At 36.4% G+C, this 25,139-nt stretch carries 26 protein-coding genes; 16 read left to right on the top strand and 10 right to left on the bottom strand.

Translation table 11 applies throughout. The annotated features are described in order from the left end of the window. The 3 genes from BLQ56_RS01115 to BLQ56_RS01105 are packed head-to-tail and all read left to right on the top strand — an operon-like array spanning position 1 to position 2,411. On the top strand, positions 1-888 hold the full coding sequence (locus BLQ56_RS01115) for an ABC transporter permease subunit (RefSeq protein WP_175490141.1): 888 nt from the start codon (positions 1-3) through the stop codon (positions 886-888). Further along, positions 885-1,766, top strand: coding sequence for an ABC transporter permease (locus tag BLQ56_RS01110; RefSeq protein ID WP_090849292.1), 882 nt, complete (start codon positions 885-887; stop codon positions 1,764-1,766). Before BLQ56_RS01115 ends, BLQ56_RS01110 begins: the two co-directional genes overlap by 4 nt. 30 nt (positions 1,767-1,796) lie before the next feature. Then, positions 1,797-2,411 (top strand): hypothetical protein, encoded by a 615-nt coding sequence (locus BLQ56_RS01105; RefSeq protein WP_139163052.1) that lies wholly within the window; start codon positions 1,797-1,799, stop codon positions 2,409-2,411. A 58-nt stretch (positions 2,412-2,469) separates the two neighbouring features. Here BLQ56_RS01105 and BLQ56_RS01100 read toward each other — a convergent pair whose 3' ends face one another. Together BLQ56_RS01100 and BLQ56_RS01095 are read right to left on the bottom strand one after the other, a co-directional pair. Further along, entirely contained in the window at positions 2,470-2,988 is a 519-nt protein-coding gene (locus BLQ56_RS01100) for an N-acetyltransferase (protein WP_090849290.1), read from the bottom strand. Positions 2,989-3,667: 679 nt separating this feature from the next. Beyond that, positions 3,668-5,512, bottom strand: a complete 1,845-nt coding sequence (locus tag BLQ56_RS01095; protein WP_090849289.1) for a hypothetical protein — start codon at positions 5,510-5,512, stop codon at positions 3,668-3,670. A 136-nt stretch (positions 5,513-5,648) separates the two neighbouring features. Between BLQ56_RS01095 and BLQ56_RS01090 the strand changes: the two genes are divergently transcribed. Continuing rightward, a complete protein-coding gene (locus BLQ56_RS01090) occupies positions 5,649-5,852 on the top strand; it encodes a sporulation protein Cse60 (protein WP_090849288.1) in 204 nt (67 codons plus the stop codon). 220 nt (positions 5,853-6,072) lie between these two features. Here the strand turns inward: BLQ56_RS01090 and BLQ56_RS01085 are convergent, their stop codons facing one another. Further along, positions 6,073-7,347 (bottom strand): BaiN/RdsA family NAD(P)/FAD-dependent oxidoreductase, encoded by a 1,275-nt coding sequence (locus BLQ56_RS01085; RefSeq protein WP_090849287.1) that lies wholly within the window; start codon positions 7,345-7,347, stop codon positions 6,073-6,075. 229 nt (positions 7,348-7,576) lie between these two features. Here BLQ56_RS01085 and BLQ56_RS01080 point away from each other — a divergent pair, with 229 nt between their 5' ends. Further along, positions 7,577-9,217 carry a putative polysaccharide biosynthesis protein gene (locus BLQ56_RS01080; RefSeq protein WP_090849286.1) on the top strand — a complete coding sequence of 547 codons (1,641 nt, stop codon included), beginning with the start codon at positions 7,577-7,579 and terminating at the stop codon, positions 9,215-9,217. Positions 9,218-9,267: 50 nt separating this feature from the next. Here the strand turns inward: BLQ56_RS01080 and BLQ56_RS01075 are convergent, their stop codons facing one another. After that, complete coding sequence (locus BLQ56_RS01075; protein ID WP_090849285.1) at positions 9,268-9,510, bottom strand: hypothetical protein; 243 nt, start codon at positions 9,508-9,510, stop codon at positions 9,268-9,270. Between the two features lie 181 nt (positions 9,511-9,691). On the opposite strand from BLQ56_RS01075, the gene BLQ56_RS01070 reads away from it, so the two are divergent. Next, positions 9,692-10,408, top strand: coding sequence for a pseudouridine synthase (locus BLQ56_RS01070; protein WP_090849284.1), 717 nt, complete (start codon positions 9,692-9,694; stop codon positions 10,406-10,408). A gap of 122 nt (positions 10,409-10,530) precedes the next feature. Here BLQ56_RS01070 and BLQ56_RS01065 read toward each other — a convergent pair whose 3' ends face one another. Next, entirely contained in the window at positions 10,531-10,752 is a 222-nt protein-coding gene (locus BLQ56_RS01065) for a DeoR family transcriptional regulator (RefSeq protein ID WP_090849283.1), read from the bottom strand. A gap of 479 nt (positions 10,753-11,231) precedes the next feature. Here BLQ56_RS01065 and BLQ56_RS01060 point away from each other — a divergent pair, with 479 nt between their 5' ends. The 3 genes from BLQ56_RS01060 to BLQ56_RS01050 all read left to right on the top strand — a co-directional run bounded on the left by BLQ56_RS01060 (position 11,232) and on the right by BLQ56_RS01050 (position 14,996). Then, positions 11,232-12,245 carry a potassium channel family protein gene (locus BLQ56_RS01060; protein ID WP_090849282.1) on the top strand — a complete coding sequence of 338 codons (1,014 nt, stop codon included), beginning with the start codon at positions 11,232-11,234 and terminating at the stop codon, positions 12,243-12,245. Positions 12,246-12,270: 25 nt separating this feature from the next. After that, positions 12,271-13,677, top strand: coding sequence for a dipeptidase PepV (pepV, locus tag BLQ56_RS01055; RefSeq protein WP_090849281.1), 1,407 nt, complete (start codon positions 12,271-12,273; stop codon positions 13,675-13,677). A 119-nt stretch (positions 13,678-13,796) separates the two neighbouring features. Further along, complete coding sequence (locus tag BLQ56_RS01050; protein WP_090849280.1) at positions 13,797-14,996, top strand: MFS transporter; 1,200 nt, start codon at positions 13,797-13,799, stop codon at positions 14,994-14,996. 868 nt (positions 14,997-15,864) lie between these two features. Here the strand turns inward: BLQ56_RS01050 and BLQ56_RS01040 are convergent. After that, positions 15,865-16,071, bottom strand: coding sequence for a heavy-metal-associated domain-containing protein (locus tag BLQ56_RS01040; protein ID WP_090849278.1), 207 nt, complete (start codon positions 16,069-16,071; stop codon positions 15,865-15,867). Positions 16,072-16,282: 211 nt separating this feature from the next. Between BLQ56_RS01040 and BLQ56_RS01035 the strand changes: the two genes are divergently transcribed. Further along, positions 16,283-16,618 carry an antibiotic biosynthesis monooxygenase family protein gene (locus BLQ56_RS01035; RefSeq protein WP_090849277.1) on the top strand — a complete coding sequence of 112 codons (336 nt, stop codon included), beginning with the start codon at positions 16,283-16,285 and terminating at the stop codon, positions 16,616-16,618. A 255-nt stretch (positions 16,619-16,873) separates the two neighbouring features. On the opposite strand, the gene BLQ56_RS01030 is transcribed toward BLQ56_RS01035, so the two are convergent. After that, a complete protein-coding gene (locus tag BLQ56_RS01030; RefSeq protein ID WP_090849276.1) occupies positions 16,874-17,962 on the bottom strand; it encodes a citrate synthase/methylcitrate synthase in 1,089 nt (362 codons plus the stop codon). A gap of 109 nt (positions 17,963-18,071) precedes the next feature. Here BLQ56_RS01030 and BLQ56_RS01025 point away from each other — a divergent pair, with 109 nt between their 5' ends. Then, positions 18,072-18,950, top strand: coding sequence for a LysR family transcriptional regulator (locus tag BLQ56_RS01025; protein WP_090849275.1), 879 nt, complete (start codon positions 18,072-18,074; stop codon positions 18,948-18,950). Between the two features lie 111 nt (positions 18,951-19,061). Beyond that, positions 19,062-19,889, top strand: coding sequence for a cytochrome c oxidase assembly protein (locus BLQ56_RS01020; protein WP_090849274.1), 828 nt, complete (start codon positions 19,062-19,064; stop codon positions 19,887-19,889). A gap of 42 nt (positions 19,890-19,931) precedes the next feature. Here the strand turns inward: BLQ56_RS01020 and BLQ56_RS01015 are convergent, their stop codons facing one another. From BLQ56_RS01015 to cysK, 3 genes are all read right to left on the bottom strand, one after another. Further along, positions 19,932-20,939 carry a DUF3231 family protein gene (locus BLQ56_RS01015; protein WP_090849273.1) on the bottom strand — a complete coding sequence of 336 codons (1,008 nt, stop codon included), beginning with the start codon at positions 20,937-20,939 and terminating at the stop codon, positions 19,932-19,934. Positions 20,940-21,021: 82 nt separating this feature from the next. Beyond that, on the bottom strand, positions 21,022-21,165 hold the full coding sequence (locus tag BLQ56_RS23280) for a hypothetical protein (protein ID WP_175490139.1): 144 nt from the start codon (positions 21,163-21,165) through the stop codon (positions 21,022-21,024). A gap of 153 nt (positions 21,166-21,318) precedes the next feature. Further along, positions 21,319-22,248, bottom strand: coding sequence for a cysteine synthase A (gene cysK, locus BLQ56_RS01010; RefSeq protein ID WP_090849272.1), 930 nt, complete (start codon positions 22,246-22,248; stop codon positions 21,319-21,321). A gap of 210 nt (positions 22,249-22,458) precedes the next feature. Here cysK and thpR point away from each other — a divergent pair, with 210 nt between their 5' ends. The 4 genes from thpR to BLQ56_RS00990 all read left to right on the top strand — a co-directional run bounded on the left by thpR (position 22,459) and on the right by BLQ56_RS00990 (position 25,109). Further along, complete coding sequence (gene thpR / locus BLQ56_RS01005) at positions 22,459-23,025, top strand: RNA 2',3'-cyclic phosphodiesterase (RefSeq protein ID WP_090849271.1); 567 nt, start codon at positions 22,459-22,461, stop codon at positions 23,023-23,025. A gap of 17 nt (positions 23,026-23,042) precedes the next feature. Further along, a complete protein-coding gene (locus BLQ56_RS01000) occupies positions 23,043-23,435 on the top strand; it encodes a CidA/LrgA family protein (protein WP_238457127.1) in 393 nt (130 codons plus the stop codon). After that, positions 23,432-24,118 (top strand): LrgB family protein, encoded by a 687-nt coding sequence (locus tag BLQ56_RS00995; protein WP_090849270.1) that lies wholly within the window; start codon positions 23,432-23,434, stop codon positions 24,116-24,118. The genes BLQ56_RS01000 and BLQ56_RS00995 overlap by 4 nt, the downstream gene beginning before the upstream one ends. A gap of 166 nt (positions 24,119-24,284) precedes the next feature. Continuing rightward, on the top strand, positions 24,285-25,109 hold the full coding sequence (locus BLQ56_RS00990; RefSeq protein WP_338011833.1) for an NERD domain-containing protein: 825 nt from the start codon (positions 24,285-24,287) through the stop codon (positions 25,107-25,109). Positions 25,110-25,139: the final 30 nt, after the last annotated feature.

The raw sequence follows: 25,139 nt of genomic DNA, 5'->3' as shown, positions 1-25,139 counted from the left end.
TTGCTTGCACGCTTTTTGATTCGAACGGTATTTATCTATATTCTGGCTGCATTACTTATTGTATTCATTGTCTATTTTCCGAAGGATGCCGTGATCATGCAGGAACCTGGTAAAATCGTCCCAGTTTTTCATGGTTCATGGGATACCTATATTCCTGAAATCACTACTTTTGTAAAACAAGTAGTAACAGACGGTTTTTTCGGTTTAACGAGGTCAAATACGCTAGTAACTGATGAGGTAGAGCGGGTATTTCCTAGAACAGTGAAGATTATATTAACTTCATTTTTCTTAATTGTCGTATTAGGGGTATTAAAAGGGGTATTTGATTATCGACACCAATTTCGTTGGACGAACCTGTTGGGTAACCGTTTTACATCATTGGCACAGTCATTTCCTGACTTCTTTTTTATTCTTGCGTTGATTTGGATCTTATTATTTTACTTTCCTTTTGTTGATGTTTTTGCATATGAGGAATGGTACGGATTTATTTTACCTTCGCTTATTGTTTCTGTGTATCCACTAACCTATGTTTCAAAGATTACCATGAATGCACTTTTGGATGAGCAAGGAGAACAGTATGTACAAGTATCTTTCGCAAAAGGGTTCAAACAGCGTTTTGTTGTGACGAATCATATGTTACATAACTCCTTAGGTACTGTTTTTAGTCATCTACCATCGATTATGCTGCTTTTATTATCTAATCTATTAGTCTTAGAATTGTTTCTAGATTATAAGGGGGCTGCCTATCGATTGTTTATGGCAATTCCTGAAGAGAGAGAGCTGATAATTGCTCTTGCATGGTTGTTTATGACAATTGTGTTCATTACACAAATTGTATCCTATCTACTCCGGTATTATTTTGATCCGAGAGAAAGGAGTGCCTCATGAGGAATAAAGAATTAACTTTAGGTCTAGTGTTATTATCATCGCTTCTTCTCGTGACATTCATCGGTCCTTATCTTCCATTTATTGATACAGAGTTTGAGGAAGGTAGAATGAGATTTTATGAAGGGACTGGGAAATTTTCAAAAGCTCCCCATCCTCCATCAAGTGAAGACTGGTTAGGGACGGATCGTGATGGCAGAGATTTATTAAGTTTAATGGTTTTAGGTGCAAAAGATACTCTATTATTTATGATTTCTTGTACATTTATCAAACATTTACTAGCTGTGCCTTTAGGGCTGTTAGCAAGTAAGGGTAAGGGGTTTGTGTATTTTATTCTTTCAACCTGGAATTCTGTTTTATCAGGTATACCGCTCATTTTTATGGCAGTTATTTTATTTAATTTGCCGCTCTTTAACTATTCAGGTGAACGGTTTTTGCTCATCGTTTTTACGGTTGCGATGCTAGAGGTTGGTAAGGTAGGGATGGTTTTCCAACAGCAAGCACACTCACTTTCAAATAAGCCTTATATCGATGCTGCCATCACCATTGGAAGTAGACCGACTTCTATTATGTTTGGCCACTACCTGCCTGTTCTAGGCCCACAAATCTTCATTCATTTTATTATGGATTTAGGGAGGATGGCGTTACTTATAGGACAGCTTGGGGTGTTCAAGGTATTTATTGATTATGCTATTTTTATAGGGGGGACGCCACCACTTGTAAATACAAGCTATAATTGGGGCTCTCTATTAGGAGATACGAAGAATGATATTTTAAATGCGACTTGGATTCCGTTATTTCCGGCTTTGGCGATTACATATGTGATTTTCACCTTTAACATATTAGGTGAAGGTTTACGGAAAAGGTGGGTTAAGGCATAGGTTCATACCGAATTAATTGAAGCAAGTGAGGTGATTAAAATAAGGAAGATCATTAATGTATTGGTTGGCTATCTTATTTTTGCAATTGTGGTGTTTCTATTTATGGAATATGCCTTAGATGAATCAAGACCAGCCATTGTGACGGAGGAAGTGCAATCATCTCAACCTAATGAAAAACCTGAAGATACAGTGGAGAAAAATCCAGAGCCAATTACATTAAAAGGTGGAATTGGTGATCCAATGGATTTCATTAGAGCAGAAGGTAAAGAGGAAGGTAACGAGTATTCTCAAGGTAGTCTCCACACTCCCTTATTTAAAATGCAATGTATGCAGACTGATCGTCAGCTCTGTTTAGGGGCAACCCTCTATTTTGATGATGGAATAGAAACACACGAGCAAGCTTTTGAACATTTGAAGGAACATCTTCCTATTGATATGGAAGTGTCGGAAACGGTTAGTAAAAAGGATGGGGCAGTGGTCGTTTATAATTTGAAAAGCACACTTTTATACGAGTCCTTACGACCTTGGTATGAAGGAGATGGCATTGAACCAAAAACATTTTATGTTTCGTTTCGGGTTAATAGTGAGAAAAATGTTTTTGCAGCTGTGATTAAAATAGGTGAAGAAGAATTTCATAACGATTAGCAAACCATGATAAAAAAAGCATTCCTAAAACGACTCCGTGTCTTTTAGGAATGCTTTTTTATTCACTCCACACAATCTCTCCAGATTTTTCTTCATAATCAATTTCAACTGAAAAGTTGTGTTTTTCATAGAAATGGACAAGACGTTCAACATGATCCCAATCTCTTTCCGCTATATCACCAGTAATATAGGGGATGTTTTGATCACGAGCAAGCTCTTTAAGATAGTTCATACAGATTGAGCCGTAGCCTTTATTGGCAGGGCCTCTAATATCACCTATATGAATCTTATTTTCGTCCGCATACTCGGCATGAATGGAAAAATCCCATTTTCCTCGATATGGATTCTCACAATCATTAATCATGATTTTACATTGATTGCCATTATCCTCTGCTGAAACGATGACCCATTTATCATCCTTCGTCTGGTCAATTCCTATGATTTGATTCTTTTTAGATATTTCTTTTATGTTTTCCTGCATTCGGAATACTTGGAATTCAAGATCCACTAGTTCTTTTCTTACTTGTAATGGGTCTTTTCTCTGATACTCATCCTCTTGTAGTCTATTAAAAAGCAATGATCTAAAGGCTCCCTTCTTCGGTGTTTTCAGAACGTACACTTGCTTAGTTTTAAGTAGTTTATGCGAAAGCTTTAGAATGGTTCTGAAGTGTTAATTGCAAAAAATACAATATATAATTATACAGGGGGATAGGTTGGATTACAAGGGATGAAGTGTTAGTTATTTTGGTGAATATTCCTAAGTTTTTTTGGGAATAGCTGTTTTCGTAAATTTTTGTTGCTATTTGACTAGGTTGTGTTGATTTGCACTACAGGTATGTGCTTTCCGCGGGGCAGGTGATGAGCCTCCTCGTCGCCAAGCTCCTGTGGGGTCTCATCCTTCCTGCGCATCCCGCTGGAGTCACATACCTTCCGTTCCAATCAACGAGCTCTACCACATTAAATAAGGCTTAAAACAACAATCTTTTAGAAATGCTGTTTTTAAAAGATGGTTGTTTTCCTATAAAACATTCAAACGGTGTTACAAGCAGGCTGAATACACGTAGACTCCTGCGGGATCAGTGGCCAAAGTGAGACCCCACAGGAGCGCTAGCGACGAGGCTCACTGGTCACCCGCCGGACGCGGAGTGTATTCAGCCTGCGGTTTTAAAAGTAACAATCTATACGAAAACAGCCTTTCAGAAAACATACAAAAAAATAAAGTAGCCGAAGAAGATATTCCAGCTACTTTTGGTTAATTATTTATCTGTCAAACGGAGTAAATAATACAGTAAAGCTTCTTGTTCTTTGTCGGTAAATCCTGTTGTTTGATCGACCCAAAACTCGTGTCCTTCTCCTGTAACTCTTACTGTTGAAGATGGGTCTTTTGTTTGGTTGGCGTCGATCACCTTTTTACGCATGCTAGAGTCGATAAGAGCTTTTAAACTCAGAGTCGGGTCTGGCTGAATATTTTTAGACAATGTATTAGTGACCCCCATTTCGTGGTTTGGTCCGACAGCAACTCCGCCATCATTTAAGTAGGGAGCACTCCAATGTAGACCATATAAGCTAATCGTTTTATAGCCCCCATTTGTATTATTATGTGCCCACGCTAAATTTAATTGTTGTTGTTGTTTTTCTGTTATTGTTAATTTTTCTGTTTTAGGATCTTTAGGTAATGGTACAGGTGTATCTTCTGAATATGTTTTAGGGTCAGCATAAAATAGCTCCGTTTTTTTGAATGCTTTTGCTCTTGAAGGGTTTGTTTCAATTTCCTCAGATGGAATTACTTTATTCTCTGTGAAATATTGTCCACCATGACATGAAATACAACCAGCTTTTGAAAAGACCATCTGACCCTCTTCCATTTTTGCTTTGTCTTGTTCTAATCCTGTGGTTGGTGGATGTAATGTATTCATATAAGCGCTCATTGCATTAATTTGTTCCCATGCATTGAATCCTGGTGAACTTGATAATAGACCTATACTTGTTAAATAGTTCATCTTTGGATAGGTTGGACTTGGGATTAATTCGTTCACACCAGGTACTTCAGGGGTTGGGTCAACTTCTTTGAAAAAGTCAGTGGGTGATGCACCACTTTTTAGATTGTACCGATATTTAGGGTTGGCAGCGTTTTGTAGTAAGGTACCTAGATAAACATCTTCCTCAATATCAAAAACTATTTTACTAATATGTGACTGTGAAACAGCATCCATATTTTGTGAATGTGCATTATTGATTGCTGCACTTAATCCTTTAAAAGGACCAAGTTGACCTTGACCACTCCAACCATATGGGTGATCTCCTTTTGTAAAGGTATCAGGAATTTGAACCGGGTTATTCTTAAAGTCAATTGTCGTATCATTGCTCCCCAATGGCCATTGAACAACTTGTGAATCCACGAATTCCTCAAATGTTTTCATATCTGGGATTTTCATTTCTTCGCCTTTTACTTTAAGTGTGCTTGTTTCATGTTTTTGTAGATATTCCTTTAAGCCTTCCATTTCGGTATGGGTAAAGTAGGAGGCTGTATTTGTTCCCATCGCCAATGCAAGTCCGACATTTAAATCTGCATTAGGAATGCCTGCTACCACATTACCTTTTCGATCAACAGAAGCATGACAAGCCGCACAGCTTATTCCAACCTTTGGTCTTCCTTCATCCATTGAAATTTTGATGCCAAGTGGGGTTAATGAGCCTTTTGCAACATCTAGACCAGTATCTATGAGACCACCTTTTTTTATATGTACATCACCAGCTGAAAAAGAATCTGCAGCTTCTACTTGTAAATTTGATGTCCCTTCGCCTTTTAACTTGATAATTGCCTCTGCAAGATTTCCAAGCGTAAAGGGACCATTAAACATCCCAAGGATGTCTGTGAAGAAAACCTCATTCCCGAACGTTTCTTTAAAAAACATTTCCTTCCCGAGATTAATTTGTTCCTCGTTAACTGGATTTGAACCTTGAATGGCTGGTCCAACCTGGTTAGAGTTTATAATTTTATCATCTAAAGGTACAAATGCATACTCAAAACCAATAAACCGAACCGCCAATAAGCCACCTATTACAATAAGGAAAAAAGCAACTACTGATTTTTTTTTCATGATTATACTCCTTATCCTCGCATATGTTTCTAGTATGAATAAAAACATTAGACTTATACTGATTCTTATTTTAATCGGAAACTAATTCAGTCTAAAAAATACAGAGCCTTGTTAATAATGGTAAGGAGGTGATGAAATGGCTATTCGAATTAAGGTGTTTGACGAATGTCATGAAAGAGATTTAGAAGAGGTTGTAAATCGATTTTTAGATGGATTAGAAGAAGATGAGGTTATTGATATCAAGTATCAGGTAGCATGTTCGGTATCAGAAGAGGATGAACAAATTTATTGTTTTTCGGCTTGTATCATCTATAAAGAGGCAGGGACAAATAAGTTTTAACTAAATGAAAATTCGAACAATCAAAGGTGCAGTAGAAACACCGCTCCTGAAATATACTTCGCTTTCCGCGGGAAGCTGGTGAGCCTCCTCGGCTTCGCACTGCGGGGTCTCACCGTTGCTTTTCATCCCGCAGGAGTCTACGTATATTTCATCCGCTAAGGCAATGATTTGTTCGGAAGTTCTGTTAAAACTTTAGTTTTGTCCCAGCCTTCTTTTGTTTTTATTTATAGTAATTTTTCGATTTTAATCCTGCATTGATTCCTGCGAGGCGTCCTGTTACAAGGGCAGACGTTATGTTATAGCCACCTGTATATCCATGTATATCAAGGATTTCTCCACAAAAGAAAAGACCACTCGTTAGTTTTGATTCCATTTCCTTTGGATGAATTTCTTTCACAGAAACACCTCCACCTGTTACAAAAGCCTTTTCAATCGGCAATGTTCCGTGTACATTGAATTGAAATTGCTTACAGTCCTTTGCAAATCCTCTAATGTTTTCATGTGTAAGATTTGAAGCAGTAACAAGTGGATCAATCGTATTTTTTTCTAATAAAAATAATAAATAACGTTCAGGCAGGAAACCTTTTAATAGGTTTTTTAGCGCTTTCTTCGGTTCTTCCTTGGCCATTTTTATAATGCTTTGGAAAATCTGTTCTTCTGTCATATGTGGAAGAACATCAAGACTCATTGTCACTTCTTTCACATTGAACTTCTTCATTGTTTGAACCACATATTGACTACATCTTAGGACTGCCGGTCCAGAGATGCCGAAGTGAGTGAAGATCAAATCCATCGTATGAGTTTTTACCGTTTTTCCTTTTGGATTCAATACACTAAGTGCAGCATCTCTTAAAGACAGCCCTTGAAGTGTTTTGTTTTTAATAAAAGGTTCGTTTGATGTCACGGGTACTTCTGTTGGGAATAAATCTGTAATCGTGTGACCCGCAGCTTTTGCCCAAGCATACCCATCACCGGTTGACCCTGTATGTGGAACAGATTTTCCTCCAACGGCGATCACAACACAAGTCGTTTCGATATATGTACCATCTTTGAGTTCTACACCTTTTACTGTTGAATCTTGATAATTCACTTTTTTCACAGGTGTGTTAGTTCTCACTGTCACTTTTAGTTTTTTTAATTGTTCAATTAGTGCTTCAACTACTGATTGGGCCTTATCGTTTACTGGAAACATTCTCCCATGATCTTCCTCTTTTAATTTAATACCAAGGTTTTCAAAGAAACGTATGATATCCTCATTACTGAATAACGAAAACGCACTATAAAGAAAGCGGCCATTCCCAGGAATATGTTTGATGATTTCATCAATGGGAAGGCGGTTTGTTACATTACAACGTCCGCCACCTGAAATCGCTAATTTACGCCCTAATTTGTCTCCTTTATCTATAAGTAATACCTTTGCACCTTTTTCACCAGCACCAATGGCTGCCATTAAGCCAGAAGGCCCTCCACCTATTACGACTACATCATATCTCAAATCATACACCAACCTTGAAATTTTCTTTTGTCCAACAACTATTATATAGTAAAAGAGTGAAAAGAAAAAAAGCGATTGATTATATCTTCACAAATTATTCTCACATATAGTACACAAATAAAATGACAAGTTGTTTGTTTATGTTAAAATAGATTAGTTAAATAATGTAATACATAGAAAAAGATGGTCTTCTAATGAGAAGACATTTTATAGAAGAATGGGGATTTTTATGTCTGAATCTAAATTACTTCGTGGCACATTTGTGCTGACATTGGGGACTTATATTTCTCGTATTTTAGGAATGATTTATGTTATTCCGTTTTATGCTTTAGTCAGTGAAATTGGTGGGGCATTATATTCATATGGATATGGGCAGTATACGATTTTTTTGTTTATATCGACTCTAGGTTTTCCACTTGCAGTTTCAAAGTTTGTCTCCAAATACAATTCTCTAGGTGACTACTATACAGGTAGAAGGATATTAAAATCAGGTTTACTTGTTATGACATTAATGGGAGGTTTAGGATTTTTAGTTTTATTCTCCTTCGCTCCGATCTTAGCGGAAATTGTACTTGGTGGTAGTGGTGATCAACACGGAAACAAGGTGGAAGACGTTGTGCTAGTCATGAGGATGGTTAGTGTAGCGCTCATTGTTGTTCCTATCATGAGTTTATTACGTGGCTTTTTCCAAGGATATCAATCAATGGGACCGACAGCTGTTTCACAAGTTGTGGAGCAAGTAGTCAGGATTGCTTTTCTGTTAGGATCAAGTTTTATCATTATGAGAGTATTAGAAGGAGAGATTGCAACTGCAGTGGCGTTCTCAACCTTTTCAGCCTTTATCGGTGCACTTGGTGGATTAGGGGTGTTGATTTGGTATTGGATCAAACGAAAGCCTCATTTAGATGAAATGCTTGAAAAAAGTCGACCTGCAGCGGTAATGACGACGAAAGAGATGTACAAGGAATTATTCTCTTATGCAGGACCATTTGTTTTAGTCGGTTTAGCAATTCCGTTATATCAATATGTCGATCAATTAACCTTTAATCGGGCAATGGTGGAAATCGGAAAAGGGGCTATTGCAGAAGAGTTATTCGGTATGATTAATCTTTTTGTGCCCAAGCTTGTGATGATTCCTGTTTCATTGGCAACCGCGTTTAGTTTAACGCTTGTGCCAACAATTACAAATTCTTTTACTTCAGGTGATTTTACTATACTTAGAAGGCAAATCGATAAAACCTTTCAAATCTGTGTGCTTCTTGTTTTACCTGCAGTTGTAGGATTATCAGTGTTAGCTTATCCAGCATATGCTTCGTTTTATGAAATAAGTGAGGCTGGGGGTAGGATTTTACAGTGGTATGCACCAGTAGCGATTTTATTTTCATTCTTTACGATTACTGCTGCAATCCTGCAAGGAATAAACAAACAAAAGTTTGCTGTCATTAGCTTATTTTTTGGTTTTATTGTAAAGATGATCTTTAATGTTCCATTTATTCTTTGGTTTGGCGAAATCGGAGCAATCCTTGCGACGGCTCTTGGTTTCACATTATCGATTCTTTATAGTTTTTGGATGATTTCAAGACATGCTCATTATAAATTCAAATTATTTGCTAGACGCTCCTTCCTAATGAGCATTTTTGCTGGAGTGATGATGGTGAGTATTTTATTGGTTAATTATTTGTTTTCAAATGTGTTTACCTATGAAGATGGAAAAATTTATTCTGTTATTTTATTGTTGGTAGGTGTCGGAGTAGGGGCAGGTATTTACCTATTTCTGACTTATCGCTCCCATTTGTTAGAAAGACTAATGGGAAATCAGTTGGAGAAAATTTTAAGTAGGTTTAAAAGAAAGCAAGTCAAAGAACAATAACAGTAAAAGGTGCCAAGCATCGCTTTGCGGTACTGGCACCTTTTGTTCTTTTAGTATTGCTGTCCATATGCTCCAAGACGGCGTTCTAATCGATCAATTCTGCGATCTAATCGTTGGATTTGACGAGAGTTTCTTTCAACTTGACGTTCTAATCTTTCTAATTGACGATAGATGCTCCCGCCTCCTGGATAGCCATCACCAGGATAGCCGTCACCAGGATAACCTCCTCCAGGAAATCCAGGGATTGGAAGATAAATTCCACTTTGTGGTACTTGTTGACGATGCTGATACATATAAAACACTCCTTTTAGAATTAGATTTTGTTAGGTATTTGTAACATGATAGTAGTCTATGATGGGTGTGCAAAACGGTATAAGGAAAATGCCCAAACAACAAATTTTTTCTTTTTTTGGTGCCAGGCACCGAAAGTGGGACGGTTGCTGTCCCGCGTACAAATGAAAGGTGGTATGATTTTTGAGAATAGATAAGTTATTAGCAAATAGAGGGTATGGAAGTAGGAAGGAAGTAAAGAAACTGCTTAAATCCGGGTTTGTTAAGATAAATGAAAAACCTGTAAAAGATGCAAGTGCTCATTTTAAACCTGGAGAAGATATTGTCACTATTCATGGTGATGTAATTGAATATAAGGAGTTTATTTACTTAATGTTGAATAAACCACCAGGGGTGATATCCGCCACCGAGGATTCTCTACATGAAACGGTAATAGATTTACTAGAGGTTGATGATGCGGTTTTTAATCCTTTTCCAGTTGGTCGATTAGATAAAGATACAGAGGGATTGCTCTTGATCACCAATGATGGTGGATTATCACACCAATTGCTATCACCTAAAAAGCATGTACCCAAAACCTATTTTGCGGTAATTGAAGGTGAGGTAACATCAGAGGATGTGGATGCATTTAAAGAGGGCGTTGTATTAGATGATGGTTATAAGACAATGGCTGCGCACCTTGATGTTTTAAAAAGTGGAATAACTTCAGATATCGAGGTAACCATTATGGAAGGCAAGTTTCATCAAGTAAAGAGGATGTTTGAAGCGGTTGGAAAGCGTGTAAAGTATTTAAAAAGATTAAGCATGGGACCGCTTCAATTGGACGAATCATTAGAATTAGGAGAGTATCGGGAACTAACTGATGAAGAACTAACAGAACTAAAAAATCATCATCTTTAAAAACTAAAAAAAAGCAAGGGGGATTCGAGTGTCCCACCTTGCTTTTTCATTTTAGGTTCTATATGTAATGTCTAAGATTGAGTGATTTTATCGATTCCTCTTCATAGTTAGCGCAGTAATTGTTATGATGTCATCTTTACTTTCTTCCTTGTTGTTGTCCATTTGCCGCGACTAGGGCTGCGAACTAAATCGTTGTATGCTAACACGTTTAAATCACGTTGAATGGTTCTTGGTGTTATTCCAAATTCGTCAACAAGCTCCTGTGTTGAAACAGTTCCTTTTTCACTGATAAACATGTAGACGGATTTGATACGATTTAGCATACGGTCTGTTGAAGGTTTCAAAGAACCACTCCTCATATTTTTTTCGCATGGCATGTTCGTTTACAGGAAATGAAATTATCTGATGTTTCTTAACATTTTACACAAATTAGTTTAATAATACTAGAGATTCCTTTTTTACACCTTTAACCTCTTGTTGGTAAAATTTTTAATATTGGCATCGCTCCTTTCAATCACTACTTATCACAATTTAATAAGTTGTAAGAATAAAGGATTTGCGTGTCCAAGGGTTGTGGACGGTAGCTTTTACTTATCTATATGTAACTGGTTCTGAATAGTATGACTATTTCTACATAAATTGTCAAAATCCTTCATTAATTCTATTATTATCATAATTTATTTCTATTATTCTTAAGTAACAAACACATTACAGATTTATTAATGTTTTAAAAATAGGAAAACTTTAGAAATTGACATTTTTTTTAGCTATAATGTAATGGAAGGAAAAGAATAATTACTAGAAATCGAAAGGAGGTTATGTATTGTTTTCACTTCATAGAATCCTTTTAAAATTAGTTCATTTAAATAATTGGATCTTATTTTGGTCAAGTACGACCTTACTTCTAGTGAGTACCATTATGATGGTAGCACTTGAGCCAGAAACATTTCCGACCTTGTTTGACTCCTTTTGGTGGGTGATGACAACTGTAACAACAGTTGGATATGGGGACTATTATCCTGTTACAATCACTGGAAGAATATATGCGATCTTCTTATATATCTTCGGTATTGGATTAATTGGGGTGGTCATCGGAAAAATAATAGACTCATTTGGTGTGTTACGCAAAATGAGGGAGGAGGGCAAATTGGACTATAAGGGTAAGAATCATATTGTCATTATTGGATGGTCAAAAAAGGCTGAGTATGCGGTTGAAGAGATCCTTCAAACAGATCCGAGCATGGAAATTGTACTGATAGACCTACTAGAAAAGACTCCATGTGCGAATAATCGGGTATTTTATGTAAAAGGTAGTGCTACAAATCATATCATTTTAGAAAAAGCGAATATTATAGGGAGTAGAGCTGTTATTATTTTTGCAGATCATAAAATTGAAGATTCATTGCTAGCTGATGGAAAGACATTACTAATTGCTACTGCTGTTGAAAGACTTGCCAAAAACGCTCACACTACCGTTGAAGTCTTGCATGAGGAACATATTGAAAATTTCGTTCATGTCCATGTAGATGAGTTTGTTGTTACTCACGAAACCGTTTCTAGAATGGCGGTTCGTTCAGCCTTCACAAAAGGTGTTTCTTACGTGTATTCCCAACTTATGAGTCATAAATATGGTGACGATTTGTACCAAATTACACCTAGGCCAGATTGGAAAACCTACCGTGATGCATTTAATGCTTTAATACTTGAAGGTGCAACATTAATTGCAAACAGAGAAGGAATTAATATTAGTCGAAGATTAGATGATCCGATCGAACGGGACATGGAACTTTATATTATTTGTGACAAAACCTCGTATGAAAAAATTTCAAATACATAAGTCTTAAAAGGAGTATGTGACAAACATGAATGAATGGATGGAGCAAGTATCTAAATATAGAAAAGAAATCATTGAGGATACGCAAAACTTCTTGCGAATAAAGAGTGTATTAGATGAAAGCGAAGCATCAGTCACTGCTCCCTTTGGTAACGGAATAAACGAAGCGCTTGAATTTTTACTGAAGAAGGGTTCCTCTGAAGGATTTCAAGTGAAAAATGTAGACGGTTATGCAGGTCATATCGAAATGGGGCAAGGTGAAGAGATCGTCGGAATTCTTTGTCATGTTGATGTTGTACCTGAAGGCGATGGTTGGACTAGTGATCCGTTTGGAGCTGAAATTCGAGAGGGGAAAATTTTTGCAAGAGGAGCAATTGATGATAAAGGGCCGACAATAGCGGCTTTTTATGCAATGAAAATTGTGAAGGAAATGAACCTACCTTTGTCTAAACGTGTTCGTATGATTATTGGCACTGATGAAGAAAGTGATTGGCAATGTGTGGCCCACTATTTCAAGCATGAAGAGATGCCAGCGGTGGGGTTTGCACCAGATGCAGACTTCCCAATCATTTATGCAGAGAAAGGAATCGTTGATTTTGACTTAGTTCAGAATCATGAAGTGCTTAAAGAGGAACAAGAGTCCAAGTTAATTTCTTTTCAGTCAGGTCGACGATACAATATGGTCCCCGATTTTGCAGAAGCTAAAATGAAGGTTGCAGGTATTCACACTTCGTTTGTGGAGCAATTTAATGAGTATTTATCTGTAAATGGATATATAGGTAAGGCTATCTTATTAGATACCCTATGTATCTTACAGGTTGAAGGTAAATCAGCACATGCAATGGAACCTAATTTAGGAAAGAACGCAGCGATTTGTTTAGCTGGCTTTTTAAATCAATATAAGTGGGATCAAAAAGCAGATGAATTTCTATCATTTATAGTAAGCTATTTTTCAGAAGATTCACGAGGGAAATGTCTTGGGATTGGATTTGAAGATGATATAAGTGGAGCACTTACCCTTAATGTAGGGAAAGTTAGTTATTCTAATCATAGTGATGGTGTTATAGGGTTAAATATGCGTTATCCTGTAACAAATGACATCACTAAGACAAGAGAACAAATTCAAAAAGTATGTGAAGAGCATTCTTTTAGCTTGCACAATTTCAGTGACTCACCACCACATCATGTAGCTAAGGATCATCCACTTATACAAACGTTACAAAAAGTATATGTTGAACAAACTGGTCAAGATGCAGACCTCATATCAATTGGTGGGGGCACATATGCACGTTCATTAAAAAACGGTGTCGCATTTGGACCATTATTTCCTGGAAGAGAGGATGTTGCACATCAAAAGGATGAGCATATTTTTATCGATGATTTGTTAAAAGCAACCGCGATTTATGCTCAAGCAATCTCTGAGTTAGCAAAGTAATAATTATGGAGAGATATTCTTAGTAACAATTGGGTGACTGTTCAAAAATTGAACAGTTACCATTTAAACTTACTACTAAATATCTACTTCGTAGTCATCTGGAAGGAAGTAGTCACTTAATGGAAGTGTCACTAAAACAAACTAATGGTCAACAAGAGAGTAAAACAAATTTAACGATTAGCATATTCTATTTTTTCTTTTTCTTTGGACTCGGCTCATTCACTCCGTTGTTATCCGTTTATTTAAATGAGATGGGATTATCAGGTACCCAGATAGGAACGGTCATGTCGATTACGCCGATTGTGATGATTATTGCTCAACCAATGTGGGGAATGATTACTGATTATACACAAAAGCCAAGATTAGTATTAACTGGTACGCTAATTACGGCGGCTGTAATTGGCTTGATTTATTCTTCAGTCAATACTTTTTCCATATTAATATTCATAGCAGCAATGCTTTCTTTTTTTCAAAGTGCAGTTATTCCTATTTCAGATAGCCTTACAATTTCTTATGTACAAAGGGTAAAGGGAAACTATGGGGCACTCCGTCTATGGGGAGCAATTGGTTTCGCCATTGCTGTCTTATTCTCAGGACGGCTATCAGAAATAGTAAGTCTGTCAGTCATCTTTTATATCTTTTCTATCACATTATTCATAACTGCTATTATTGCTTGGAAAATGCCAAATGAGCGATCAAGTGCTCAAGTAGACCTAAAAAAAGGGGTCACAACCTTATTTAGAATGCCTCGATTTGTCTTATTCTTATTAACTACTTTTATGATCTTTGGACCCATAGCGGCTAATAATGTCTATTTTGGAATCTTTATTACAGATATGGGTGGCACATTAACTGGGGTTGGAATTGCGTTTTTGCTTAGCGCTGGTAGTGAGGCACCATTTATGAAGGTGGCAGGAAACTGGATTCAGCGACTCGGAATGCTGCATATTCTTTTGATTGCCGGAATCATCTCATGCTTAAGATGGGCTTTTTACTTTGTGGAACCGTCCTTAATGCTTGTGTATGCAACGACCATTGCACAAGGAGTATCTGTTGGTTTATTTATCCCTGCTGCACTTCAATATGTTCGGGATATATCCCCGAATTCCGTAAGAGCAACGGCTGTTTCTTTATACGCAGCAATTGGAAATGGCTTAGGTAGTTGGTTTTGCACGTATGTAGGTGGGGTTATTTTGGAAACTTCAGGCATATTAAATGTTTATTTGTTTTTCACATCGTTAACTCTTATAGGGATATTAACTTTGTTCATCATTAGGTATTTGGATCAAAAAAAAAAAGAGGTTAAAAACGTTGCATAAGCATGTGACTGTTTTTAATCTTTTTTTGTATAAATTGTTCCATTTAAATCACAGGCTAAATACATTTCGCGTCCGGCGGGTTTCTCTCGTAATAATTGGTTAATATCCCCAATTCCATTGATGTAACATAATCACTCGATTAATGTGAAAAATAGAAAAAGGAATAGCAATATGAAACTCTTGTAATCGACGATTGGAGAAAAAGAATGATAGAAATACATTTAATAATCTTATGCCTAGTCATTATAGTGAGTGGAATTGGTTGTATTTATCTTATTCGTAAGAATGTATTGCGATATGGAGTCTTATTTTGTCTAAGCGCTATATCTAGTTCGTTATTATGCGTATTTTTCTACTATAATAACCTTTATCGGTTTGTTTATCCCCTTCCTGTGATTCTCCCAGCGGTAATTTTAAGCTTTGGTTTTCTCATTCTTTTTATTACTCGGTTTCGTCCTGAAACATACACGTTTCCCTTTTTCTTTATGACATTGAACGTTACTTTTTCAATGGAAATAATACTAAAAGATGCTGTCGGTTTTATTGAATTTAGAGGCGGCTGGGATTTTTGAGATTCGTATTCGCTTTACTGGCTATATTCACGTTTGTTTGATTTCATTAGTCGAAGAATCGTTCCTAATAAATGGCGGAATCCGATTAATTCAGAAACAAAAACATATTGGTTAATGTTTGTCTTTGTTATCGTTTTAACCTTTTTTGTCGGTGGCTACCTATTGAACTGGTGGTACTAGGAGCTGCTTTTTCGTTTTGGTGCCTGGCACCATGTGTCGAATGCTGTTCGTCCCGGGAAATAATTCCACTCTAAAGAAGAGGCTGAAAGAATCAGCCTCCATATATTTTAGGGGATTTACTGGATTTGAAATCCTTGACCTTCTATATTTTCGACAATCTTTTTTAATTCAATTTCTTTTTCATTATATTCAATTTTGATTTCATGATCGTCGGTGTCAAATAGTGCACGTTCGACTCCATTCACCTTAGTTAAGAACACTTCAAGGTCTTGAATTTGTTTTTCCCCATTTATATCTTTTATAAAAAATGTACTAACCGGCACTAAAGTTTCCTCCTTTGGTTTTACACATTCTTAGATTCCCCTTAAAGTGGATCATAAAATATTGTAAAAACTCCAAAGCAAGGTTGTTATTTCCAGTTAAAAGGTTTTGTTAGTTGGATGGGAATTGTTGAAATATTATGATCAATTAATTGACAATGAGAATCTTTATCATTAGAATTAGTATGAATAGTTGAAAAGGGGTGTTTGGAAAATGTTTATTGAGACAAAGACCATTACTGTAAAAGAAGGTACGTCAGATATTGTTGTCAATCGGTTTAAAGGTGAAGGCATCATCGAGAAATCAGAAGGATTTATTGACCTAAGTGTCTTAGTTAAAAAAGTTAGACGTGGCGATGAGGAAGTAATTGTTATGACACGTTGGGAATCAGAAGACCACTGGAAACAATGGGAAAAGAGTCCAGAGCATATTGCGGGTCATCGTCAAAAAGCAGGTCAACCAAAGCCAGATCATATCATTGATGTAAGTCATGGAAAATATGAGGTAAAAACATCAAAAGGACCTAGTGTAAAACAAGTCCAATCATAATCATAAATACATATACTTTAATAGGCTGCCTTTCCCATTTTAATGGAGGGGAGTCTTTTTTTTCCTGTTTTGTTTAGATTGTTGCTTTTAAAACTGCAGGCTGAATCCACTCCGCGTCCGGCTGGTGACCAATGAGCCTCCTCACAGCACAGCTCCTGTAGGGTCTCACTTTGGCCACTAGTCAGAGAAGGGTCTACGTGTATTCAGCCTGCTAGAAACTACCTGTTTAACCGTATTATCAAGCTCACTTCAAGCTCAATATTTCGGCCCAATATAAGTGGATTCAGGACGATAAATCGTGTTATCTTCTGCTTGCTCTAATACATGAGCAGACCAACCAACGACTCTACTTGCCGTAAATGTCGGAGTGAACAATGCAGGATCAAAATGAATGGCCTTCATAATGGCTGCTGCGTAAAATTCAACATTCGTATATAGAGAACGACCTGGTTTTAATTCTTCTAAAGCTTTAATTGAAAGCTCTTCTACTTCTATCGCAAGATCTAGCCAACGATCTTCGCCAACTAGTTCCATAAGCTTTGCTTTTAATGCTGCTGCTCTAGGGTCTAGTGTTTTATAAACTCTGTGGCCAAAGCCCATCAATCGCTCACCTTTGATAATCTTCTTGCGAATACATTCTATCGTTGAATCTTCGCTTTCATCAATCTCTTCAAGGAAAGCAAGAACACCTGCAGGTGCACCACCATGAAGTGGACCTTTCATCGTACCAATGGCTGAAGTAATGCCTGATATCATTTCTGATTCAGTAGACGCTGTTACTCTTGCTGAAAAGGTTGAAGCATTCATCCCATGCTCTAGTGTTAAAATCATATACATCTCTAATGCCTCACAGTGTGCAGCATTTGGCAGCTTCCCTTCGAGCATGTATAAGTAATTAGCGACATGTCCTAACTCTAGACTTGGAGTAATAATCTCTTGACCCCTTACTATTCTAGTTCGATAACTAATAATGATTGGAATGATAGAAGTTAAACGAATGGCCTGTTCAACAGTAGGTTTCCAACCATATTCTTGTAATCCTTCAGCTGAAATACAGGTTCTAATAACACTCATTAAATCCATTTCAGCAGGAAGCGTCGTTAAAATCTTTATCATATGCTCAGGTAAATAGCGATTTTTTATTAAAGTATTTTTTAACTCATCAAGCTGTTCTGAGGATGGAAGCTCCCCATACCACAAAAGATAAGCAATCTCCTCAAATGATTTCCCTTTTACTAAGTCTTTTATTTCATAACCTCTATATAGTAATTCCCCATTCTCACCATCAACCTGTGAGATCATTGTTTCTGCTGCGATAATTCCTTTTAGTCCCTTTGAAAACATCATTTTTTTCCCCTTTCAATACCTGCTTTTATTTTATAAAATATAATTGATAAGGAAAATTAAATATTTTAAAAGATATTAATTAAAAAAATTAATAAGGTGTGTTGATATGGATTTTAATTGGCTCCAAACATTCGTGGTTGCGGCTGAAACAGAGAATTTTAGACGTGCATCTGAATTATTGTATATTTCTCAGCCGTCAGTGACTTTTCATATAAAACAATTAGAAAAAGCAATAGGAGTTTCTTTATTTAATCGAGAGGGCAAGAAAATTAAACTAACAGAAGAAGGGAGAACTTTTTTAAAACATGCAAGAAAACTAATTAGTAGCTACCAACAAAGCTTGGAAGAGATGAATAGAAGTAATCAAGGCTTCACGAGAACCTTGTCAATTGCGATTTCGCCATTAATTGCAGAAACCATTCTTCCACATGTGTTAAAGCGTTATTTGAATGATTATCCGCATGTAGAAATTTCAGTAATGATTCTAGAGTCAACAGAAATTGAAAAGGCTGTTCTAGATGAAAATGTAGATATAGGCTTATCATGTCTTAAAGGAAATCATCCAGAAACGATTAGTCGTATATTAAGTAAGGATCCCGTTATACTTGTTTGTTCACATGATGGCATGGATAGTGAGTCAGCAATTCCATTAGACGAGGAAGAGGTTCTCACCAATAACTATGTACTAACGCATAACCATCCTGGTTACTGGGATGAACTTACAACGATTATTAAACAAAAATTTCCTAGTATTCGAATGATGAAAGTATCGCAGACTCATATTACGAAAAGGTTCATTGTAGAAGGATTAGGTGTATCGTTTCTCCCTGAGTCTGTTGTTAGAAGAGAACTACTAGAAGGGAGATTAATGGAAGTGAATTGTCATTCGATTCAATTACCTGAAGCCTCAACCTTTGCTGTCATTAAATACGAGCATTCTCTTCAGCTCGAATTTTTGGAGTATTTATCAAGGTACCGATTATAATTACATTTTGAGTTGCTAATATAAAGCCTGTATGGTGATTTTTGTCACATCTCTTTCTCTCACTTGATTTTACAATAGAAGGAAAGACTAGCTGAGGGATGAGATGTACTAATGCTCGATTTATTAAAAAATTTTACGTTTCATACACAATGGAATGCTGGGATCTTGTTAATGGTTTTATTAGGAACTGTTTTTTATTTATTTCTTTTACCATCATCTAATAAGCATCCTATATGGAAGACGATTATATTTATAAGTGGGTTGTTTTTAATCTTTCTTACAGTGGGAAGTCCGTTAAATCTACTGGGCAGAATTGTGTTTAGAGGACACATGATTCAGATGGTTATCTTACTTTTAATTGCTGCACCATTATTGCTGTTAGGCTTCAAAACAGAAATCATAAAAAAGGCAATGACCTTTCCTAGAATAAATAGTTTTTTCAAAATAGTAGTTGATCCAAGATTAACGATTCCTGTTTTTCATGTTTTATTTATTGGTTATCATGTACCTAGCTTATTTGATTTTATTAGAGTTAACTATTTTCTAAATTATTTCTACTTGCTATGCTTGTTTATTGCAGCGCTTTTGCTATGGGCACCTATTATGATAAACGAGAAAGAATTAACTCATATATCATGTCAACAAAAGATGAAATATTGTGTGTTAAATCTTGCCCTTTTCATTCCAGTCAGTCTCTATCTCTTGATGTCAAATAACATCCTATATTCCTTGTATATGGATCCTGATTTAATTAAATCATCACTTGAAGTCTGCCTACCACCAGGGGTATCGGTTGAATCAATACCAGAGGATTTCTTTAATGATTTACTACCATATCCCCCTTTAAAAGAACAGAAAATAGGAGGCTACATCCTACTGATTGGACAATCTCTTATATTTGCAACAGCTATTATGTATCTTCGGGCGAAGAAAAAATAGGCCCTCACTTTTCCAGTGAGAGTCTATTTTATTAGTGGGACATTATTTAGATAAATTTTTATTCTTCAATGCCTCTCGATCAGAAGCTGAAGGAGGTTGCTCTAGCCATCCATTATCAATCATGATATTAGCTCCATCTTCCCCAAACTTTGTTACCTCTAGTATGAGCCTTGTGTAATGAAGACCGATATCTCGTCTTGGGCTAGAGCCTAAACTTGTACCATAATGGCTAGTACTAGCTGCTGTTAAGGCGGCTGAATGAAACATAATCAATTTATCAGAAAAAGTATATTCGGTAGACTCAGTAGGAAGTGTATTCCAAATCATAGGAGTAGGTAAGCCTGATTCACTAAGAATAGATCCAAATATTTCAACGTGTTTTGAAGCGATTTTTATTCCCTTAGATAAGAAATCCTTAACAGCCTTGGATTTAGCAACCTGTTGGAAGCCTGTTAACAGTGATCTACCTAATTCATTTCTTTCAATATTAAACGTAAGATTCATGACTTCGATCGAGGTTAAGGGTCTTCTATCACCAAACCAACCGCTAAGAAAGGTTTGTTTATCAACAAAGCCTACCTTATCAGGAAAATTGATTTGAGATGGTCTTAAGAAAACACCTTTCTCTAACATCACTTCTGCAGATCGGTCATATAACTGAGCTGATTTATCAATGGCTCCCATAAAGAACTTTCGGACATCTTGTCTGGCAGAATTACCTAAAGCAAGGCTATAACCGTTTCCACCTATAAATGACATGTTTTTTAAATAGCATAAGTAAAATACATCACTGTATAATCTAGGTGCTGTCTGACTTACATCATTTTTCGTAAATCCGGTTGGGATAGGGAATTGAGTTTGTTCAAAAAGACTTGTCAAAAATTTCAAGTGTTCTTGTGAAGTTGATAGTGCAAACTCTAACAGTTCTTTTGTTTTTTCGTCTTCTACATTTTGTGAAAAATGTGGAAGGACAGTATAGGCTAAAGTATCATTCATATATGTGGTCCATAGATGTGCGATTTCTGAGGTGGAAAGTTTAACATCGTTCATTTCAAAAAAATCCCCTTCTTATTGCGAGTACATCAAATGTCATACTTGGAGTCTTCCCAGTATGACAAATATGATACGTGTTTTAAAAGAAGGGCTTAATTGTCTGGCATAATTCAGACAATTTGTTGAATGTTTGAACAACAAATGGATCCACCATTGTTTGATATTGCGTATTTAGATTGTTAGTAGTACCCTGCTGACGTGGCATCTCATAACCGTAGTACATTCTAAATCCTCCCAAAATTGATTTATAACAAAGGCATTATATGGAAATTCGCCTAATGTGATTGGGCAGTAAATGAAAATGTAAGAAAAGATTAAAAAATTACGCTTAGGATAAACTCCCAAGCGTAATTTATTTAGATGTGAACCAAATCAATTAAAATTGAAATAAATCACTTGATAAATAACGTTCACCTGTATCACAGGCGATACAAACAACAATATCGTCTGGTGTTAAGCGTTTTGCTACTTGAATTGCAGCATAGCAAGCAGCACCAGAGGACGGACCAACAAGGATTCCCTCTTCAATTGCTAATCTTCTAGTGATATCATATGCATCGTCATCTTCAATTTTAAAAATTTCATCATACACATCTTGATTAAGAATATCTGGAATGAATCCAGGACTTGTTCCAACTAATTTGTGATTGCCAGGTTGTCCTCCAGAAAGGACAGGTGAACCTGCTGGTTCAACGACATGAACAGAGATGTTTTTATCATATTCTTTCAATGCCTCACCAGTTCCAGTAATCGTTCCGCCGGTACCCGCAGTTGCCACAAAAGCTGATAACGGTTTGCCGATACTTTTCATGGCTTCGATGATTTCAACAGCAGTTGAATGACGATGAGCATCTGGATTTGCGTTATTCTCAAATTGCATTGGAATAAAACTATCAGGGATTTGTTCAGCTAATTCCTGTGCCTTCCGTATTGAACCAGGCATTCTTTCCTGACCAGGTGTTAAAACAACATCTGCACCATACGCTTTTAATAAGTTAATCCGTTCCTTTGTCATCGTATCAGGCATTACAAGAATGGCTTTATAGCCTCTTGCAGCGGCGTTCATGGCTAATCCAATACCTGTGTTGCCACTTGTAGGTTCTATGATCGTGGAACCCGGTTTAATTAAACCCGCCTTTTCGGCCTCAATAATCATATTTAATGCAGCGCGATCCTTTACACTTCCACTTGGGTTAAAGAACTCTAACTTTAAATAAATTTGAGCTCCATTTTCAGGGTTTAATTTACGTAATTTTAATAGGGGGGTATCCCCAATTAATTCTGATAAACTAGAAACAACCTTCATAATTTCACTTCCTTATTTCTTTATACTTGAGTAAGGTTTTTTTATATTTTATCATATGACAATCAATAAAATATACATAGTGAACTTGCCATACTAATAAGTCAAAGTAGTTTGACTATTGTTTGTTGAAATTATGTGATAAATCTAATTTAATAACGAGCCTATAATGGTGTACAATATGTACTATTACTTTGTAAAGGAGCAAGAAAAATGGCTGAACAAACTCATTACTTTCTTGCAGTACCAATTCCTGGGCATATTAGGGAGATGTTAAGTGATTGGTGTAATCGTTTAAAGGATCAATTCCCTTTCAAATCATGGGTGCATCCAGAGGATTTTCATCTAACATTAGCTTTTCTTGGACAGACAGAAGAAGTGATACTTGAAAGGATTCAAGAGGAAATGCAAATCATTTCGGATCAAACCAATACATTTGATCTAACGATGAACGGAATTGGTATTTTCGGCCGAGAGGAAGCACCCAGAATTTTTTGGGCAGGAGTAGAAGGGTCGGAAGAATTAAATGCTTTGCAGAAAAAGGTTCATAGTGTATGTACAGAAATTGGCTTCTCATTAGATAATCGACCATATAACCCACATATTACCTTAGCCAGAAGGTGGAAGGGGCAAGAGGACTATAAGAAATTACAAATAGATCTGTTTAATCAATCACAAGAAAATACTTCTTTTCGGTGTGAAGAAATAGTCTTATATCAAACACATCTAAAACGGACACCTAAGTATGAAAAGATTTCAAGGTTTAGGTTTATCGAATAGGAAGGATTGGGGAATTTATGAAAATACTACTCACGATTGTTCAAATGGGTAGCTTATATGGAATTTATTATATCGGATGTTTAATTCAGAAATTATTAAACATTAGTATTCCAGGGAGTATAATTGGAATGCTGCTTTTATTCATATTATTGCAATTGAAAATTGTTAAAGAGAAGTGGTTGGCTCAAGGAAGCACCTTCTTATTAAATCATTTAGCCATTTTATTTGTCCCAGCTACAGTTGGGGTAATGGAGTATTTTTCTTTTTTTTCCGGATGGGGATTCTTAACGGTTGTTGTAGCTTTTATTAGTACTGTAATGGTCATGACAATTTCAGGTCTAATTGCTCAAACCATTTCTACTCATGAGGAAAAGAAGCAAGTTGCTAATGAGAGGGGATTTGAGGCTTGAGTATCTTGTGGGCATTTGGAACTTGTGTATTCACCATTTTAATTTTTCAATTGATGAAGGCACTATACCAAAAGTATAACTATCCTTTATTAGTGCCAGTTGCAACTTCAACAACAGTAATCATTGTCTTGTTACTTCTTTTCAATATTCCATACGATACATATTTACAAGGTGGAAGTTGGATTGGGGAGTTGTTAGGTCCTGCGGTTGTAGCGTTAGCATTTCCACTTTATAAAAATAAAGAAATCTTAAAAAAATACTTTGCTCCAGTAGTCGTCGGGGTCCTTATAGGGGCATCTATTGGGATTTTGTCTGGATTGACTTTTGCATCATTATTAAATATAGATAAAGAGGTACTAATTTCTCTTATCCCTAAAAATGTAACGACACCAATCGCAATGGATATCGCCTCAATGTCTGGAGGGATACCTACGTTGGCTGCTGTTTATGTAACGATTGCTGGAGTTGGTGGAGCAATGTTTGGTCCGACAATCTTGAAACTATGTCGTATTCATCACTATATTGGGGTAGGTGTTGGATTTGGTACAGCATCTCATGGGATTGGAACTGCTAGAGCATTAGAAATAGGTCAAAAAGAGGCAGCAATTAGTTCAATCTCAATGATTTTAAGTGCGATATTTGCAGCTGTTGTTTGTCCAATTTTAATTAGTGTTGTTCTTTAAGGTTACTTTATTGAACATAAACGGGCCACTTGCGCTTTTCTTGGAAAGGGGGTTGTTATAACTGGGTCAATTAATAAAGCTTCAGGATTATATCTCACGTTATGAAATGGATATGTACCGATATCCTAGTCAGTTTATTCGGTTAAAGAAACAGCAGTGGGATAAGGTGAGAACCGAGTGGGAGAACGAGTTATCCAAAATTGATGAGGAAAAAGAACAAAAAAATATAGATGGTCAGAAGAGAAACTTGTTTAATCCTTTTACTAAGATGAGAAGAAAACTTTTCTCTGGAGATGAGTCCGACGAATTTGAGGAAATGAGCCAAGGCGATGAGGAGTCAACTCTTTTATTCTCATTTTCCAAAAGACCAGATTCGATTCAAGAAATGAAGCAATCTTTTTTAGATTCTATTTTTTCATTTCAAATGAAATGGGCTAGCTCGACGATTCGAGAGAGGTCATTTGTTGATGACCATTTTTATGATGATCCTTATTTAAAATATTTCTTACAAAGATTCCCGGATACTTATTTTGTATTATATAAACCTGTATTTCTTTTAAAGCAGGCACCTGTAGAGCTTGAAATCATTCTAATTACTCCCATTGCTACATTGTGTATAAGCTTTTTGGAAGGTGAAGAAAATAGTGTGTTCATGGGATCTAAGGAACGCTTTTGGATAGAAAAAAACGGGAAAGAAGAAAAGAAAGTACTTTCCCCACTGATTGGATTAAATCGAACTGAAAAGGTTATTCGCCAAATTTACCAGTTAAATGGAATTGAGTTACCAATTAAAAAGATTATATTAAATCGAAGTGGCTTTTTTGACTATCCATTCGCACCGTATGACATTACGTTTGTGGATAAAAAGGCTTATGAAGAATGGTTTAATAGTATGAGAGCAGTTACATCACCATTGAAATTTGTTCAAATAAAGGCCGCGCAATCACTACTTACGCATTGCCATGCCACTTATATAAAACGTCAGGGATAGTTATAAAAAAGGTCGTTTGTTTACAATAAG

It is taken from the genome of Litchfieldia salsa, assembly GCF_900104555.1.
Taxonomy (GTDB): Bacteria; Bacillota; Bacilli; order Bacillales; family Bacillaceae_L; genus Litchfieldia; species Litchfieldia salsa.
This window is presented reverse-complemented; position numbering and strand designations above follow the sequence as displayed.